12 protein-coding genes are annotated in these 16,741 nt (G+C 61.4%); 4 read left to right on the top strand and 8 right to left on the bottom strand.

Annotation, left to right across the window (positions count from 1 at the left end; all coding sequences use genetic code 11):
• Positions 1-35: 35 nt before the first annotated feature.
• A complete protein-coding gene (locus OPU96_RS22975; RefSeq protein ID WP_226457676.1) occupies positions 36-389 on the bottom strand; it encodes a hypothetical protein in 354 nt (117 codons plus the stop codon).
• A gap of 481 nt (positions 390-870) precedes the next feature.
• On the opposite strand from OPU96_RS22975, the gene OPU96_RS22970 reads away from it, so the two are divergent.
• Positions 871-5,730, top strand: a complete 4,860-nt coding sequence (locus OPU96_RS22970; protein WP_226457675.1) for an NAD-glutamate dehydrogenase — start codon at positions 871-873, stop codon at positions 5,728-5,730.
• A 196-nt stretch (positions 5,731-5,926) separates the two neighbouring features.
• Here the strand turns inward: OPU96_RS22970 and OPU96_RS22965 are convergent, their stop codons facing one another.
• The 3 genes from OPU96_RS22965 to OPU96_RS22955 all read right to left on the bottom strand — a co-directional run bounded on the left by OPU96_RS22965 (position 5,927) and on the right by OPU96_RS22955 (position 8,766).
• A complete protein-coding gene (locus OPU96_RS22965) occupies positions 5,927-6,613 on the bottom strand; it encodes a GntR family transcriptional regulator (protein ID WP_192300524.1) in 687 nt (228 codons plus the stop codon).
• 17 nt (positions 6,614-6,630) lie between these two features.
• Complete coding sequence (locus OPU96_RS22960; RefSeq protein WP_192300523.1) at positions 6,631-7,332, bottom strand: FadR/GntR family transcriptional regulator; 702 nt, start codon at positions 7,330-7,332, stop codon at positions 6,631-6,633.
• A gap of 108 nt (positions 7,333-7,440) precedes the next feature.
• A complete protein-coding gene (locus tag OPU96_RS22955) occupies positions 7,441-8,766 on the bottom strand; it encodes a C4-dicarboxylate transporter DctA (RefSeq protein ID WP_226457678.1) in 1,326 nt (441 codons plus the stop codon).
• 217 nt (positions 8,767-8,983) lie between these two features.
• On the opposite strand from OPU96_RS22955, the gene OPU96_RS22950 reads away from it, so the two are divergent.
• A complete protein-coding gene (locus tag OPU96_RS22950; protein ID WP_498559746.1) occupies positions 8,984-9,613 on the top strand; it encodes a DNA-3-methyladenine glycosylase I in 630 nt (209 codons plus the stop codon).
• 9 nt (positions 9,614-9,622) lie between these two features.
• On the opposite strand, the gene OPU96_RS22945 is transcribed toward OPU96_RS22950, so the two are convergent.
• From OPU96_RS22945 to OPU96_RS22930, 4 genes are all read right to left on the bottom strand, one after another.
• The gene (locus OPU96_RS22945; protein ID WP_192300521.1) at positions 9,623-10,390 is read right to left on the bottom strand and encodes an SDR family oxidoreductase; all 768 of its coding nucleotides are present in this window, start codon (positions 10,388-10,390) and stop codon (positions 9,623-9,625) included.
• A 9-nt stretch (positions 10,391-10,399) separates the two neighbouring features.
• Positions 10,400-11,467, bottom strand: a complete 1,068-nt coding sequence (locus tag OPU96_RS22940) for a phosphotransferase family protein (RefSeq protein WP_192300520.1) — start codon at positions 11,465-11,467, stop codon at positions 10,400-10,402.
• Positions 11,468-11,596: 129 nt separating this feature from the next.
• On the bottom strand, positions 11,597-12,550 hold the full coding sequence (locus OPU96_RS22935; protein WP_226457673.1) for a 2-hydroxyacid dehydrogenase: 954 nt from the start codon (positions 12,548-12,550) through the stop codon (positions 11,597-11,599).
• 173 nt (positions 12,551-12,723) lie between these two features.
• Positions 12,724-13,269, bottom strand: coding sequence for a cysteine hydrolase family protein (locus OPU96_RS22930; RefSeq protein WP_226457672.1), 546 nt, complete (start codon positions 13,267-13,269; stop codon positions 12,724-12,726).
• Between the two features lie 385 nt (positions 13,270-13,654).
• On the opposite strand from OPU96_RS22930, the gene OPU96_RS22925 reads away from it, so the two are divergent.
• Positions 13,655-14,932, top strand: coding sequence for a serine/threonine transporter (locus tag OPU96_RS22925; RefSeq protein ID WP_305390956.1), 1,278 nt, complete (start codon positions 13,655-13,657; stop codon positions 14,930-14,932).
• A gap of 160 nt (positions 14,933-15,092) precedes the next feature.
• Complete coding sequence (locus OPU96_RS22920) at positions 15,093-16,736, top strand: SulP family inorganic anion transporter (RefSeq protein WP_226457670.1); 1,644 nt, start codon at positions 15,093-15,095, stop codon at positions 16,734-16,736.
• Positions 16,737-16,741 lie beyond the last annotated feature (5 nt).

The following is a 16,741-nucleotide window of genomic DNA, read 5'->3' as shown; positions in this document are numbered from 1 at the left end:
ACACAAGCTTCAACCTCATGTGACTCTGGGTGGACTTAGATTCGGATGAAGGTGCCGGTGCCTTTGAGGATGTTTTGCAGGGTTTCTTCGACTTCGGCCAGGTCCGCTGCGGCGGTGGCGTGGGTGATCTGCAATTGATCCTTGCCGCCCAGCGCGTCGGCATCGCCTGCTGCCAGTTCTACCAGCAGCGTGGTGTCGCCCAGGGTGACTTTAAGCCCGTCGAGCGTCGATGGCTCGTAGTCCCAGGTCAGCTCCACTTCGTCTTCATCCGGGTAGCGGGTGAGCATGAACATCTCGCCGTTCTTGCCGTGGCAGCAGAGCATGGCCATGTTGTCTTCTTCGTCGTCGCACGGGGTGACCATCAGGGCGTCGGTTTTAAGTTGCAGCATGGGGAATCCTGTCAGGGCTAGGGCGCAATGCCGGCGATTGTGCCATTGCGGCGAATTTTGTGCTGCATTCTATGTCTGGCCCAGTGCATGACCTTGCGGGCCGAATCGGTCATTTCTGGCACTCGCAGGCGTGATAATAGCCGATTTTTTCGCCGCGAATTCCGGGTTGCCCAAGTTGCAACCCGCAGCCTGCTTACCGATGACCGAATATGTCGCAGCATCGCAAGCAGCTGTCTTCCTACACTCGTTAAGCTGCGCAACGGATGTGCACCTGCCAGGCGCCTGACCTGCCCGTCGTACCGTCACCCGGCAAGGTGTGTATCTTGTGAAAGTTGTATGTGACCCGGTGGTCTTGTCCAGCTTCACCCACCTGTCACGCCGAATTCGCTATGGTTAACCTGCGAACGGCGCTGACGGTCTCCCCGCAAGGGGACAACACGCGACGCTTTCATCAATAACAAGCCCAAGCGGAGTACCACAGATGGCGTTCTTCACCGCAGCCAGCAAGGCCGACTTCCAGCATCAACTGCAAGCGGCACTGGCGCAGCACATCAGTGAACAGGCACTGCCACAAGTGGCGCTGTTCGCTGAACAATTCTTCGGCATCATTTCCCTGGATGAACTGACCCAACGTCGCCTTTCCGACCTGGCCGGCTGCACCCTCTCTGCGTGGCGCCTGCTTGAGCGCTTTGACCACACCCAACCGCAAGTGCGTGTGTACAACCCCGATTACGAACGTCATGGCTGGCAATCGACCCACACTGCGGTCGAAGTGCTGCACCATGACCTGCCGTTTCTGGTGGACTCGGTCCGTACCGAGCTGAACCGCCGCGGCTACAGCATCCACACCCTGCAAACCACCGTGCTCAGCGTGCGCCGTGGCGCCAAGGGCGAGTTGCTGGAAATCCTGCCAAAAGGCACCCAGGGCGAAGGCATCCAGCAAGAATCGCTGATGTACCTGGAAATCGACCGTTGCGCCAATACCGCCGAACTGAGCGTGCTGAGCAAAGAGCTTGAGCAGGTGCTGGGCGAAGTGCGCGTGGCCGTGGCCGATTTCGAGCCGATGAAAGCCAAGGTCCAGGACCTGCTGGCCGGTATCGACGCGAGCCAGTTCGCCATCGACGGCGAAGAAAAGGCCGAGATCAAGAACTTCCTGGAATGGCTGGTGGGCAACCACTTCACCTTCCTCGGCTATGAAGAGTTCGTGGTACGTGACGAGGCGGACGGCGGTCATATCGAATATGACGCCGATTCCTTCCTCGGTCTGACCAAGTTGCTGCGTGCCGGCCTCACCGCCGACGACCTGCGCATCGAAGACTACGCGGTGAACTACCTGCGCGAACCGACGGTACTGTCGTTCGCCAAGGCGGCCCACCCAAGCCGTGTGCACCGTCCGGCCTACCCGGACTATGTGTCGATCCGTGAGATCAGCGCCGACGGCAAGGTCATCAAGGAACACCGCTTCATGGGCCTCTACACCTCTTCGGTGTACGGCGAAAGCGTGCGCGTCATCCCGTACATCCGCCGCAAGGTCGCCGAGATCGAGCGCCGCTCGGGCTTCCAGGCCAAGGCGCACTTGGGCAAGGAGCTGGCGCAAGTCGTAGAAGTGCTGCCCCGTGACGACCTGTTCCAGACTCCGGTCGACGAGCTGTTCAGTACCGTGATGTCCATCGTGCAGATCCAGGAACGCAACAAGATCCGCGTGTTCCTGCGCAAAGACCCGTACGGTCGTTTCTGCTACTGCCTGGCCTACGTGCCGCGCGACATCTATTCCACCGAAGTGCGCCAGAAGATCCAGCAAGTGCTGATGGATCGCCTGAAAGCATCGGATTGCGAGTTCTGGACCTTCTTCTCCGAATCCGTGCTGGCCCGTGTGCAACTGATTCTGCGTGTCGATCCGAAGAACCGCCTCGACATCGACCCGCTGCAACTGGAAAAAGAAGTGGTGCAGGCTTGCCGCAGCTGGCAGGACGACTACTCGAGCCTGGTGATCGAAAGCTTCGGCGAAGCCCAGGGCACCAACGTGCTGGCCGACTTCCCGAAAGGCTTCCCGGCTGGTTACCGCGAGCGTTTCGCTGCGCATTCGGCCGTGGTCGACATGCAGCATCTCAACAGCCTGACCGAAGCCAATCCGTTGGTGATGAGCTTCTATCAGCCGCTGGGCCAGGTCTCCGGCCAACGCGAGCTGCATTGCAAGCTCTATCACGCCGACACCCCGCTGGCGCTGTCCGACGTACTGCCGATCCTGGAAAACCTCGGCCTGCGCGTGCTGGGCGAGTTCCCGTATCGCCTGCGTCATGCCAATGGCCGTGAGTTCTGGATCCATGACTTCGCGTTCATCGCCGCCGAAGGCGTGAACCTGGACATCCAGCAGCTCAACGACACCCTGCAGGACGCCTTCGTGCACATCGTGCATGGCGACGCGGAGAACGATGCGTTCAACCGCCTGGTACTCACCGCCGGCCTGCCATGGCGCGACGTCGCGCTGCTGCGTGCCTACGCCCGTTACCTCAAGCAGATCCGCCTGGGCTTCGACCTCGGTTACATCGCCAGCACCCTGAACAACCACACCGACATCGCCCGCGAGTTGACCCGGTTGTTCAAGACCCGCTTCTACCTGGCGCGCAAACTCACCGCCGACGACCTGGAAGACAAGCAGCAACGCCTGGAGCAAGCGATTCTCAGTGCGCTGGACGACGTTCAGGTGCTCAACGAAGACCGCATCCTGCGTCGCTACCTGGACCTGATCAAAGCCACGCTGCGTACCAACTTCTACCAGACCGACGCCAACGGCCAGAACAAGTCGTACTTCAGCTTCAAGTTCGACCCGCGCGCGATTCCCGAGCTGCCAAAGCCGGTGCCGAAGTTTGAAATCTTCGTCTACTCGCCGCGTGTCGAAGGCGTGCACCTGCGCTTCGGCAACGTTGCCCGCGGCGGCCTGCGCTGGTCCGACCGTGAAGAAGACTTCCGTACCGAAGTGCTTGGCCTGGTAAAAGCCCAGCAAGTGAAGAACTCGGTCATCGTGCCGGTGGGTGCGAAGGGCGGCTTCCTGCCGCGTCGCCTGCCACTGGGCGGCAGCCGCGACGAGATCGCGGCCGAGGGCATCGCCTGCTACCGCATCTTCATTTCCGGTCTGTTGGACATCACCGACAACCTCAAGGATGGCGCCCTGGTGCCACCGGCCAACGTCGTGCGTCATGACGACGATGACCCGTACCTGGTGGTTGCCGCGGACAAGGGCACTGCGACCTTCTCCGACATCGCCAACGGCATCGCCATCGACTACGGCTTCTGGCTGGGCGATGCGTTCGCCTCCGGTGGTTCCGCCGGTTACGACCACAAGAAAATGGGCATCACCGCCAAGGGCGCGTGGGTCGGTGTGCAGCGTCACTTCCGTGAGCGCGGCATCAACGTGCAGGAAGACAGCATCACCGTGGTGGGCATCGGCGACATGGCCGGTGACGTATTCGGTAACGGCCTGTTGATGTCCGACAAGCTGCAACTGGTCGCAGCGTTCAACCACCTGCACATTTTCATTGATCCAAACCCGAACCCGGCCACCAGCTTTGTCGAGCGCCAGCGCATGTTCGAGCTGCCGCGTTCGGCCTGGACCGACTACGACACCAGCATCATGTCCGAAGGCGGCGGTATCTTCTCGCGCAGCGCGAAGAGCATTGCCATCTCGCCACAGATGAAAGAACGCTTCGACATCTCGGCCGACAAGCTGACTCCGACCGAACTGCTGAATGCCTTGCTCAAGGCGCCGGTGGACCTGTTGTGGAACGGCGGTATCGGCACCTACGTCAAGGCCAGCAGCGAAAGCCATGCCGATGTGGGCGACAAGGCCAACGACGCATTGCGCGTCAACGGCAACGAGCTGCGCTGCAAGGTGGTGGGCGAGGGCGGCAACCTCGGCATGACCCAGCTGGGTCGTGTGGAATTCGGCCTCAATGGCGGCGGTTCCAACACCGATTTCATCGACAACGCCGGTGGTGTGGACTGCTCCGACCACGAAGTGAACATCAAGATCCTGCTCAACGAAGTGGTGCAGGCCGGTGACATGACCGACAAGCAACGCAACCAGTTGCTGGCGAGCATGACCGACGAAGTCGGCAACCTGGTGTTGGGCAACAACTACAAGCAGACCCAGGCCCTGTCCCTGGCCGCGCGCCGTGCCTACGAGCGTGCTGCCGAGTACAAGCGCCTGATGAGCGACCTGGAAGGCCGTGGCAAGCTGGACCGCGCCATCGAGTACCTGCCGACCGAGGAGCAGCTCGTCGAGCGCGCGGCGAACGGCAAGGGCTTGACCCGCCCTGAGCTGTCGGTGCTGATCTCGTACAGCAAGATCGACCTCAAGGAAGCGTTGCTCAAGTCCCAGGTGCCGGATGACGAGTACCTGACCCGTGACATGGAGACTGCGTTCCCGCCGAGCCTGGTGGCCAAGTTCGGCGAGGCCATGCGTCGTCACCGCCTCAAGCGCGAGATCGTCAGCACCCAGATCGCCAACGACCTGGTCAACCACATGGGCATCACCTTCGTTCAACGACTCAAAGAGTCGACCGGCATGAGCCCGGCGAACGTGGCCGGCGCTTATGTGATCGTGCGCGACATCTTCCACCTCCCGCACTGGTTCCGCCAGATTGAAGCCCTGGATCATCAGGTTTCCGCTGACGTGCAACTGGAGCTGATGGACGAGCTGATGCGTCTGGGGCGCCGCGCCACGCGCTGGTTCCTGCGCAGCCGTCGCAACGAGCAGGACGCAGGCCGTGACACCGCGCACTTCGGTCCGCACCTGGCGGCGTTGGGCCTCAAGCTCGACGAACTGCTGGAAGGCCCGACCCGCGAAGGCTGGCAGACCCGCTACCAGGCTTACACCGAAGCTGGCGTGCCTGAGTTGTTGGCGCGCATGGTTGCAGGCACTACCCACCTGTACACCTTGCTGCCGATCATCGAAGCCGCCGACGTGACCGGGCATGACGCCGCCGAAGTAGCCAAGGCCTACTTCGCCGTTGGCAGCGCCCTGGACTTGCCGTGGTACCTGCAGCAGATCAGCGACCTGCCGGTGGCCAACAACTGGCAGGCCCAGGCCCGCGAAGCGTTCCGCGACGATGTGGACTGGCAGCAACGGGCGATCACCATTTCGGTACTGCAAATGGCCGACGCGCCACAAGACATGGAAGCCCGCGTGGCCCTGTGGCTTGAGCAGCACAAGGACATGGCAGAGCGTTGGGTGGCGATGATGGTGGAGATTCGTGCTGCCGTTGGCACGGACTACGCCATGTATGCAGTGGCCAACCGCGAGTTGCTGGACCTGGCGTTGAGTGGTCAGTCGGTGTTGTAACCGGCTTGATCTGACGCTGAAAACAAAAGCCCCCGTATCGCAAGATACGGGGGCTTTTTTACTTGAATTGGAATGCGATCACTGTGGGAGCTGGCTTGCCTGCGATAGCGGTGTATCAGTTGCAGATGTGTTGGCTGACCCTCCGCTATCGCAGGCAAGCCAGCTCCCACATTTTGATCTCCATTTGTCAGGGGGATCAGTGGTGTTTGAGTAATTTGGATTCCAGGTGATCCAGGTGCTGGGTCATCAGGCTCACGGCGGCGGTGGCGTCCCGTTGCTCCAGCGCATCCACAATCGCCACATGTTCTTGCCATGCACAGTAGGTGCAGGCTTTCGCTTCATATTGGGCAATGACCAACGATGTCAGCGGCACCAGGCTGTTGAGAAACTGCGCCAGCGGGGCATTACGCGCCATCGCCGCCAGTTGCAGATGAAACTCCCCGGACAAACGAATGGCCGGGCCACGTTGATCGCGCTCGATGCATTCGCGTTCGCGGGCGATCAGTTCGCGTAACTGGCGCACTTGTGTGGGTGTCGCATGCACGCAGGCCAGTTGCACCACGGTGATTTCCGTCAGGCGCCGGGCTTCGAGGATCTGCCGGGTTTGCTGCGCATCCGGTGCGGCCACCTGGGCACGCTGGTTGGGGCGCAGGATGATCACTTGTTGATGGGACAGTTTCGCCAGGACCCGACGAATCACGCTGCGGCTCACGCCAAAGGTCTCGCCCAGGCTCTCTTCGGTGAAACGGCTGGCCGGCGCGATGCGCTGTTCGAGGATGGCGTCGAACAGGCGCGGGTAGATGTCGTCCACCGAGGGCTTTTTACCGGCGATCAAGCGCAGGGCTGGGAAGATAGGGTCGCGTTGCAACGCATAAGCGGTCATGGCCGGTCTCCAAAAAATCAGCTGCCCAGATGGTCATCCGGGATGTTCAAGCGAATGCCCATGCGCAGGCCTTCCTGAAGGATGTGCCGACGCATTTCGGCACTGGCCAGGGCGCTGTTCTTGTTGCGGATGGCGCGCACCACGGCTTCGTTTTCGCGCAGGCGTTCGGCCAGGTGTTCCGGCGAGTTGCGCAGTACCTGCGCGCTTAGCTTGAGGGCGTTGCGGGTCTGCTGCACCACGTTCTGGAAGATCGGGTTGGAGGTCAGGGCGAACAGTTCTTCGTGAAAGCCGATATAGGCATTCATGCCGGCCTCGGCATCTTCGGCGTCGAGGGCTTCGCGCATGTCCATCAGGGTCAGGCGCAGTTGGCCGACTTCCTTGCTGCTGATGGACTGGGCAACCAGGCCCACGACGAAGGGCTCCAGGGTGTAGCGCAGTTGCAGGATGTCTTCGAGGCTGGCGTCGGCCACCGCGTCGTTGGTCTGGGGTTCGCTGACATCGGTTTCGAGTACGACCACGCCCTTTCCGGGCATCGAGCGCACCAGGCCAAGGGTTTCCAGCACGATCACCGCTTCGCGCAGGCTCGGGCGGCTGATGCCCATCTGTTCCGCCAGTTCGCGTTGGCCGGGCAGCATTTCGCCCCGGCGCCACTGACCCCGCGCCAGGGCGGCGCGGAGTTTTTCTACCACTGAATTGACGACGGTTGAGGTGCTTATCACGTCTACCTCTCCTTTATGTTGCAAATACGGTAATGAATCCAGTGAAGATCTAGTGTGGGAGCAGGCAAGCCAGCTCCCACATTGGTCTGTGTTGTCCTCAGGAATGCCTCAGAACTCCTGATGCGCCGGCAGTACCGGCTTCTTGGCCTGGAAGGTATAACCGTGCTGGCCTTCGAGTACTTTATTGGCGCGCTGGATGTCGATGTCTTTTTCCCAGCGGGCGATGGCTACGGTAGCGACGCAGTTGCCGATCAGGTTGGTCAATGCGCGACCGATGCCCATGAACCAATCCACCGCCAGCACCAGCACCAAGCCCACCACCGGAATCGCCGGGATCGCCGTGAGTGTCGCCGCCAGGATCACCAGGGCCGAGCCCGGGATGCCGTGGGCGCCCTTGGAGGTGATCAGCGACACCAGCAGGATGGTCAGCAAGTCGGTCATCGACAGCGGCGTGCCGGTGGCGTTGGCGATAAACACGATGGCCAGGGTCAGGTAGATCGAGAAACCGTCGAGGTTGAACGAATACCCCGTCGGAATCACCAGGCCTACGGTCGAGCTGCCGATGCCCAGGTGCTCGAGTTTGCGCATGATCTGTGGCAGCACCGCGTCGGACGAAGCGGTACCCATCACGATCAGCAGTTCTTCGCGCAGGTACTTGAGCAGCGGCAACATACGCAGGCCGGACAGACGCATTACCAGGCCGAGGATCAGCCCGACGAAGGCGAAGCAGGTCAGGTAGAACAGGCCGACCAGGCTGCCCAGGTGTTGCAGCGAATCGAGGCCGTAGGTGCTGGTGGTGAAGGCGATCGCGCCAAATACACCGATTGGCGCCAGGCGCACGATCATGCCCATGATGCGGAAGATCACATGGCTCAGTTCGTTGATCAGGCGCGAGATGCCGGAAGCCGCCTCACCCACCAGGTTTAGCGCGCTGCCGAACAGCACCGAGAACAGCAGCACTTGCAGAACGTTGTTGTCGGCGAAGGCGCCGATTACCGAGTTGGGGATCAGGTCCATCAGGAACTGGCTGGTGCCTTTGATGTGCTGGCCTTTGTCGGCCAGTTCATTGAGGCCAGCGGAGGACAACTGCTCAAGGTGGATATTGGCGCCGGTGCCGATCCCGGTGCTGAAGGCCATGACCAGGCCGATCACCAGGGCGACGGTGGTGAGGATTTCAAAGTAGATCACCGACTTGAGGCCGATGCGCCCGACTTTCTTCAAGTCGCCTGCACCGGAAATGCCGCTGACCACCACGCAGAACACGATCAGGCCAATCAGCATTTTGATCAGCTTGATAAAGCCGTCACCCAGGGGTTTGAGTTGTGTGGAGAATTCGGGAAGGGCCAAGCCGCATATGACGCCGAGCATCAGGCCAATCACGACTTGCAGGAAAATCGAACGCGAGCACCATCTGAGCATGGGAGGGATCTCTATTCGGTGCCCTGGTGGTTCCAGGGCTTAATTGTTGTGGTCTTACCGGTAAGTCCAGTGCCGGGCCAGTCTACGCTGGGGTTTTTTGAAATCACAAGTAAAAATTCGCCGGTTGACCGGTCCCGGTCTGACCAGTTGGTCGGTGACGGTGATGCTTGAGCGGTTGGCGGGTGATAAAAATTTTCGCTTATCATCCGGTGCTTGGCACTTGAGGTAATGGATGGACAGACCAGGACTGACGACCGACGCCTGTGGGCAGACCTATTGCGCCTGGCGCACGTCCGCGCCGGAATACCCGCGTTACCACGATCACGAGTGGGGCGTGCCGGTGGCCGACGACACCCAGTTGTACGAGAAGATCTGCCTGGAAGGCTTTCAGGCGGGCATGGCGTGGATCACCATCCTGCGCAAGCGCGAGCAGTTCAGGGTGGCGTTAGAGGGCTTTGATTTTCGCAAGGTCGCCACGTATGGCGAGGCCGATATAGCGCGCTTGATGAACGATGCCGGGATTGTGCGTAATCGGGCGAAGATCGTGTCGACCATCAACAATGCGCGGCGTGCCTGTGAGCTGGTGGATGAAACGGGTTCACTGGCAGCCTGGCTGTGGGCGTTCGAGCCCACTGCACAAGAGCGCCCGGCGGTGGTCGATCTGGCTTATTGGGCGGCCAACCCCACGTCCCCGGCCTCGGTGCGGTTGTCGAAGGCCTTGAAGAAGCGTGGCTGGACCTACGTCGGCCCGACCACGATGTATGCGCTGATGCAGGCGATGGGCATGGTCAACGATCACTTGGAAGGCTGCCACTGTCGGGCACAGATCGAAGACCTGCGCCGGCAGTTCAAGCGGCCCTGACGCCTGGGTTCAGGAGAGGAAGCCGCCGTCTACGTTCAGCGATACGCCGGTGGTGTAGCTGGACGCATCGCTCGCCAGGTACAGCACCGCGCCGGCCATTTCGCTCGGGTCGGCCACGCGTTTGAGCGGGATCTGCGCCAGTGCGGTTTTCAGGATCGCATCGTTTTTCACCAGCGCCGAGGCGAACTTGGTGTCGGTCAGCCCTGGCAGCAGGGCGTTGCAACGAATGCCAAACGCTGCGCATTCCTTGGCGAACACCTTGGTCATGTTGATCACGGCGGCCTTGGTCACCGAGTAGATGCCCTGGAACACCCCAGGGGAGATGCCGTTGATCGAGGCCACGTTGATGATGCTGCCGCCACCGTTCTCACGCATCAGCTTGCCGGCTTCCACCGACATGAAGAAGTAGCCGCGGATATTCACGTCGACGGTCTTCTGGAAGGCGCCGAGGTCGGTGTCCAGCACGTTGCAGAATTGCGGGTTGGTTGCGGCGTTGTTGACCAGGATGTCCAGGCGGCCGAACTGTTCGCGAATACCGGCGAACACCTGGGTAATCTGCTCCATTTCGCCGATATGGCAGGCAATCGCCGTGGCTTTGCCGCCGGCGGCGATGATCGCGTCCGCCACATGCTGGCAGCCGTCCAGCTTGCGACTGGAGACGATCACATGGGCGCCTTGCTGGGCCAGTAACTTGGCGATGGCCTCACCGATGCCACGGCTGGCGCCGGAAACGAAGGCGATCTTGCCGTCGAGGTCGAACAGGTTGGTCTTGGACATGGAGGTTCCTTAAAGGGCTGATTTACCGATCACGTTCAGGCTCATCTGCTCCAGCAGCTTGTTCATCTGGATGAACTGCGCGAAGCGTTTGTCCTGGGTCTGGCCATGGAAGAAGCGGTAGTAGATCTGCTGCACGATGCCGGCCAGGCGGAACAGGCCGTAGGTGTAGTAGAAGTCGAAATTGTCGATCTGGATGCCGGCACGTTCGGCGTAGTAGTCCACGAACTGGCGGCGGGTGAGCATGCCGGGGGCGTTGCTCGGCTGGCGGCGCATCAGTTGCACCGGGGCCGGGTCGGCGGCTTCGATCCAGTAGGCGAGGGTGTTGCCAAGGTCCATCAACGGGTCGCCGAGGGTGGTCAGCTCCCAGTCGAGCACACCAATGATCTGCATCGGGTTGTGTGCGTCGAGGATCACGTTGTCGAAGCGGTAGTCGTTGTGCACGATGCTGGACGTCGGGTGGTCGGCCGGCATCTTGTCGTCGAGCCACGCGCGCACTGCTTCCCAGCGCGGGGCGTCGGGGGTCAGGGCTTTTTCGTAGCGATCGCTCCAGCCGCGGATCTGCCGTGCCACGTAGCCTTCGGGCTTGCCCAGATCGGCCAGGCCGCATGCGGTGTAGTCGACTTGATGCAGTTCGACGAACTTGTCGATAAAGCTTTTGCACAAGGCTTCGGTCTTTGCCGCGTCCAGGCCCAGTTCGGCCGGCAGGTCGGAGCGCAGGATGATGCCGTTGACCCGCTCCATCACATAGAACTCGGCGCCGATCACCGATTCATCGGTGCAGTGCACGTAGGCTTTGGGGCAGTACGGAAAGCCGTCCTTGAGGCTGTTGAGAATGCGGTATTCCCGGCCCATGTCGTGGGCGGACTTGGCCTTGTGGCCAAAGGGCGGGCGGCGCAGGACAAATTCCTGGCCGGGGTACTCCAGCAGGTAAGTCAGGTTGGACGCACCGCCAGGAAACTGGCTGATGGTGGGCGTGCCGCTCAGGCCGGGGATATGGGCCTTGAGGTAGGGATCGATCAGGCTGGCGTCAAGTTCTTCGCCTGCCCGGATCTGGGTCGATTGGTCGTTCAGCGCCATGCTTATCCCTTCTGCTTATTCTAAAGGCCTCGGACTATTTCCTAATCTAATGCGCACAACCGCCCAGCGACAAGGTCGGGGCGGTTTAATAGGTTAGCGTGTTGGAGGGTGATCAGCGTGCCTGATGGGTCACTTTGCAGGCGGGGGCAGCGCGACCGGCGTGAGCACCGGGCGACCGGCGAAAAACTCCACCAGGTTATCGGCTACGCGCTGCACCGTATCATGGGCGGCCTCCGGTGACAGGCCAGCGACATGGGAGGTGAGCACGGTGTTGCTCAGGCGCTTGAGGGCGTCGGGCACTTGGGGCTCGTCGTCGAACACGTCCAGGGCGGCACCGCCAATGCGCCGCTGCTCCAGGGCAGCCACCAGGTCGGCGGTGACCACCACGCTGCCGCGTCCGATGTTGACCAGGTAACCATTGGGGCCGAGGGCGTCGAGGGCGTGGCGATCGATCAAGTGGCGGGTGCCGTCGCCGCCGGGCGTGGCCAGGATCAGGAAGTCCGAGGTGCGCGCCAGTTCCACCGCGCTCGAACAGTAGGTGTAGTCCACATCATCGCGCGGCTGGCGGTTGTGGTAGCTGATTTCCATACCGAAGCCGAGGGCCGCGCGCTTGGCGATCTCCAGGCCCACCGCACCAAGCCCGAGTATGCCCAGCTGCTTGCCGCCCAGGGACGGCCGCATCACTTTGGGCCATTCATTGCGCCGCACGGCGGCGTCGGTCTGCGGAATGCCGCGCACCAGCGACAACAACAAGGCCATGGCGTGGTCGGCCACTGATGGCGCGTTGACCCCGGCGCCGTTGGTGACCACGATCCCGCGATTGCTGGCCGCTTGCAGGTCGACATGTTCATAGCCTGCGCCGATCACGCAAATGATTTCCAGCAGGGGCAGGGCGTCGATTTCCGCGGCGTACAAGCCCAGCGGACCACGGGTCAGCACGGCCTTGATCTGCGCGCCGTGGGTCTTGATGGCCTGGGCGCGTTCGGCGGGTGTGGGAGCCAGGATCACATGAAAGTCATTGCTTTCGATGATGGGCAGGTAGGCGTTGATGGTTTCAACCAGGACCAGAACTGTTGCGGTCATCGGAAGGCTCTTCCTGAAGGGTTTGAGAGGATGAGTATGCGGGATTTGTAGGGCGGGGCGTTTTACTGAGAAAGAAAATTTTCTTCTTGCGTAAGGCTGTTCTAACAGCTGGATATTGCGCAGAACACCCTCAACGGTGAACTGCGCAATAGGCCCCTGAGGGCCTCCGCGGTTTAGTGGGTCGCGTGGTCGCTTGAGCGCCAGAGGTCCCTTGCGCTGATACGCTTCACAAACGCCCCGGCCAATGTCCCATTGTGATGCTCGATGATCGCTTCGGCCTTCAGCGCCGGAGTGTCCATGCAGGTGTGGCCATCCTCGGGCAATACCACCGAAAACCCCAGTTCAACCGCTACACGGCAAGTCGTGTCGATGCAAAACTGGGTTTTCATGCCCACAATCACCAGTTCGTCGACCTGGGCTGCGCGCAGTTGTCGGGCCAGGTCCGTGCCCAGAAAACAGCTTGGGCGGGTTTTGTTGAATAGATGGTCGCGGTGCTCGTCCACCTCCAGGCCGTGCCATACCTGCCAAAGCGGGCTGCCCGCCGCAATCGGCGAACCTTCCGGGCCGGTGTGGCGCGCCACGAAGATCGGCTTGTTGGCGGCGCGGGCGCGCTTGATCAACTGGTTGATGGTGTCGAGCAGGCGTTCACGCTCGAAAGGTCTTTGCGGGCCATCGTATAGGCCGGCTTGCATATCGATGATCAACAGGGCGTCAGCCATGGTGTTGCTCCTTGTGATTGCCTGGTGGGCGGAGCAACAAAAAGGCCCCGTCCATTGCTGGCGGGGCCTTGGGTTGAATCTGTGGGGTATTTAGCTCGACCACCCACAGCCACCGCGCGACCCGCCGAAAGCGGTCGTGGTGGTGGTGCGGGTGAGGTGCAACGGCATAACGTTCATTGCCGGATCATGCTGGCGTGGGCGCTGGATTGTCAACAAATGTGTCTGGGTTGGGTGCGGCGTGTCGATATACCACGCCACCGTTCCTCAGCTAAGTCTTTGCTTATTCACAAGAATCCCGGACAATCGCGGCCCTTCTATGGTCGGGGCGCTGCCTGTCAGGTTTTTCTGACTCGTCCCGGCTGTGTAAATGCGGAGATCCGACCGGATGAATGATCAGGCCAATAGCGTTGACGAACGCTATGCATCGACACCTGCAACCCTCACAAGCTGGAGCCGCCAGGACACCACCTGGATGCTTGGCCTGTTCGGCACGGCCATTGGCGCCGGCACTTTGTTTCTGCCTATCAACGCTGGCCTGGGCGGCTTCTGGCCGTTGCTGATCCTGGCGCTGCTGGCGTTTCCGATGACGTTCTTTGCCCACCGTGGCCTGACCCGCTTCGTACTCTCCGGTCGTGATGGCTCCGACATCACCGACGTGGTGGAAGAACACTTCGGCATCAAGGCCGGTGCAGTGATCACGTTGCTGTACTTCTTTGCGATCTTCCCGATCCTGCTGATCTACAGCGTGGCGTTGACCAACACGGTCAGCAGCTTCATGGAGCACCAGTTGCACATCATGCCGCCGCCTCGGGCAATCCTGGCGTTTGTGCTGATCCTCGGCCTGCTGGCCGTGGTGCGTTGCGGCGAGCAGGTGATCGTCAAGGCCATGAGCCTGATGGTGTATCCGTTCATCGTCGCCTTGCTGTTCCTGGCGGTATACCTGGTCCCGCACTGGAACGGCGGCATCCTCAGCACCGCCAGCGTGGTGCCGGAACCATCGGCCTTGCTCAGTACCCTATGGCTGGCGATTCCGGTGATGGTTTTCTCGTTCAACCACTCGCCGATCATCTCGGCCTTTGCGGTTGATCAGAAGCGTCAGTACGGCGCCCATGCCGATGAGCGCAGCTCGCAGATCCTGTCCCGCGCGCACCTGCTGATGGTAGCGATGGTGCTGTTCTTTGTGTTCAGCTGCGTGCTGACCCTGTCGCCGGCGCAGTTGGCCGAGGCGAAAGCGCAGAACCTGTCGATCCTGTCGTACCTGGCCAACCACTTCGACAACCCGACCATCGCGTTCGCCGCGCCATTGATTGCATTCGTGGCGATTGCCAAATCGTTCCTGGGCCACTACATCGGCGCCAGTGAAGGCCTCAAGGGCCTGGTGGTCAAGACGGGTCGCCGCCCGGCACCGAAGACCCTGGACCGCATGACCGCCGCCTTCATGCTGGTGGTGTGCTGGATCGTGGCCACACTCAACCCGAGCATTCTCGGCATGATCGAGACATTGGGTGGGCCGGTGATTGCTTCGATCCTGTTCCTGATGCCGATGTACGCGATCCGCAAAGTACCGGCCATGGCCAAGTACCGCGGGCAGGCGTCCAACGTGTTTGTCACGGCTGTTGGCCTGGTAGCGATTACGGCGCTGATCTACTCGCTGTTGTCCTGATAACCGGCGGCACCTGAAGAGGCCGATTCGCGCACACCGTGAATCGGCCTTTTTTGTGGCTGCGCAAAACCAGCACCCGGATCAACCCGGCGCCGGTTAATGAAGGCTAAGCTTGTCGGCTTATTGGTTTCTGATTTGGAGACCCCCAAGGTTGGCTCGATTGAATACTCAAACCCCTCCCGCTGTTGCGGCGTCTTCCAGGCGCATCCAGGACATCCTCGCCGGGCTCTCCATCGCCGGTTTGTTGCTGCCGGAGGCAGTGGCCTATTCGAGCATTGCCGCGCTCCCGCCCCAGGCGGGTGTGATTGCCTTGTTTGCCGGGCTGTTGTGCTACGGCTTGTTGGGCACCAGCCGCTTTGCGATTGTGTCGGCTACGTCGTCTTCGGCGGCGGTACTGGCCGCAGCGACCGCCAGCCTTGCCGGTGATGACCCGGCGTTGCGGCTTTCCCTGGCGTTTGGGCTGGTGTTGGTCACGGGTGGATTTTTCTTGCTGGCCGGGCTGCTCAAGCTGGGTGGAGTCACTTCGTTTATTGCCAAGCCGGTGTTGCGCGGTTTCGCGTTCGGCCTGGCGCTGACCATTATCCTCAAGCAGCTGGCAGCTGTGGTGGGCGTACACCTGAGCGACAACAACCTGATCCGCTTCCTGCCGCAATTACTCGAGCAGTGGCCAAGCTGGAACTGGCCGGCGGCGCTGGTCGCGGCCGTGGCCTTGTGCGTGTTGTGGCTGTGCGCGCGGATTCCGCGCCTGCCGGGCGGGTTGCTGGTGGTCGTGCTGGGAATTGCCGGCGGGCAACTCCTGGACCTACAGGCCCACGGTGTGGGGTTGATTGGCATGATCGACCTGCGCCTGGAACTGGGGCGCTTGCCGGTGCTGCCGTTCGCCGATTGGTTGCGCCTGGGGGAGTTGGCGTTTGCGTTAGTCATGATCCTTTATGCGGAGTCCTACGGCTCTATCAGCTCGTTCGCCCTTAAACATGGCGACCGCGTGTCATCCAATCGTGATTTGTTGGCGCTGGGAGCGGCCAACCTGGTGTCCGGGTTGTTTCATGGGATGCCCGTCGGCGCCGGGTATTCGGCAACCTCGGCGAATGAAGCCGCCGGTGCGGGTTCACGGCTGGCCGGCATCGTCGCGGCGCTGGTGGTGTTGGTGATTGTGTTGACGGTGCTGCCCTACGTCGCCCTGACACCGGAGCCGGTGCTCGCAGCCATTGTCATCTATGCGCTGGGGCATGGCTTGAGCGTGCAACCGCTGGGGCGCTATTTCATCTGGCGGCGTGACCGCCTGCTGGTGATCTGCGCGGTCGCGGCGGTGCTGGTGCTCGGCGTGCTGGATGGCTTGTTGCTGGCGGTGGCGATCAGCGTCGTGTTGATGCTGCGCCAGATGTCCTCCGCTGACATCCAGGTGCTTGGTCGCCTGGGCGATAGCCACGACTTTGTTGACCGTCAGCATCATGCCGACGCACGGGAGGTGCCGGGTGTGCTGATCGTGCGTCCCAGCGAGGCGCTGTTTTTCGCGAATACCGAACGCATCCTGGGCGCGGCCTTGCGCCTGATGCGCCAATCGCCAGTGCAAGCCGTGGTGCTGAGCCTGGAAGAATCGCCGAACCTGGATGGCACCAGCATTGAAGCGCTGGCCGCGTTTTTTGCGCAGGTGCGCGGGGAGGGTAAGCGCCTGGTGCTCGCGCGTGTACGGCACGACGCCCTTGAGGTGTTGCAGGCATTGCCTGAGGCAATGGCGCCGCAGGTGCTGCTCAGCGATTTGAGTGTGGATGGCGCGGTGCAACTGGCCAAATCCCGGGCATAAAAAAA

The sequence above is a fragment of the Pseudomonas sp. RP-B7 genome (assembly GCF_059803535.1).
The sequence above is the reverse complement of the archived record's forward strand: the minus strand, read 5'-3'. Positions and strand labels throughout refer to the sequence as shown.

What these genes read in the sequence shown, in the direction of transcription:
- OPU96_RS22975 (WP_226457676.1), bottom strand. Translation starts at nt 389, where the DNA reads ATGCTGCAACTTAAAACCGACGCCCTGATGGTCACCCCGTGCGACGAC.
- OPU96_RS22970 (WP_226457675.1), top strand. Translation starts at nt 871, where the DNA reads ATGGCGTTCTTCACCGCAGCCAGCAAGGCCGACTTCCAGCATCAACTG.
- OPU96_RS22965 (WP_192300524.1), bottom strand. Translation starts at nt 6,613, where the DNA reads ATGACCGCTTATGCGTTGCAACGCGACCCTATCTTCCCAGCCCTGCGC.
- OPU96_RS22950 (WP_498559746.1), top strand. Translation starts at nt 8,984, where the DNA reads ATGGACAGACCAGGACTGACGACCGACGCCTGTGGGCAGACCTATTGC.
- OPU96_RS22945 (WP_192300521.1), bottom strand. Translation starts at nt 10,390, where the DNA reads ATGTCCAAGACCAACCTGTTCGACCTCGACGGCAAGATCGCCTTCGTT.
- OPU96_RS22940 (WP_192300520.1), bottom strand. Translation starts at nt 11,467, where the DNA reads ATGGCGCTGAACGACCAATCGACCCAGATCCGGGCAGGCGAAGAACTT.
- OPU96_RS22935 (WP_226457673.1), bottom strand. Translation starts at nt 12,550, where the DNA reads ATGACCGCAACAGTTCTGGTCCTGGTTGAAACCATCAACGCCTACCTG.
- OPU96_RS22930 (WP_226457672.1), bottom strand. Translation starts at nt 13,269, where the DNA reads ATGGCTGACGCCCTGTTGATCATCGATATGCAAGCCGGCCTATACGAT.
- OPU96_RS22925 (WP_305390956.1), top strand. Translation starts at nt 13,655, where the DNA reads ATGAATGATCAGGCCAATAGCGTTGACGAACGCTATGCATCGACACCT.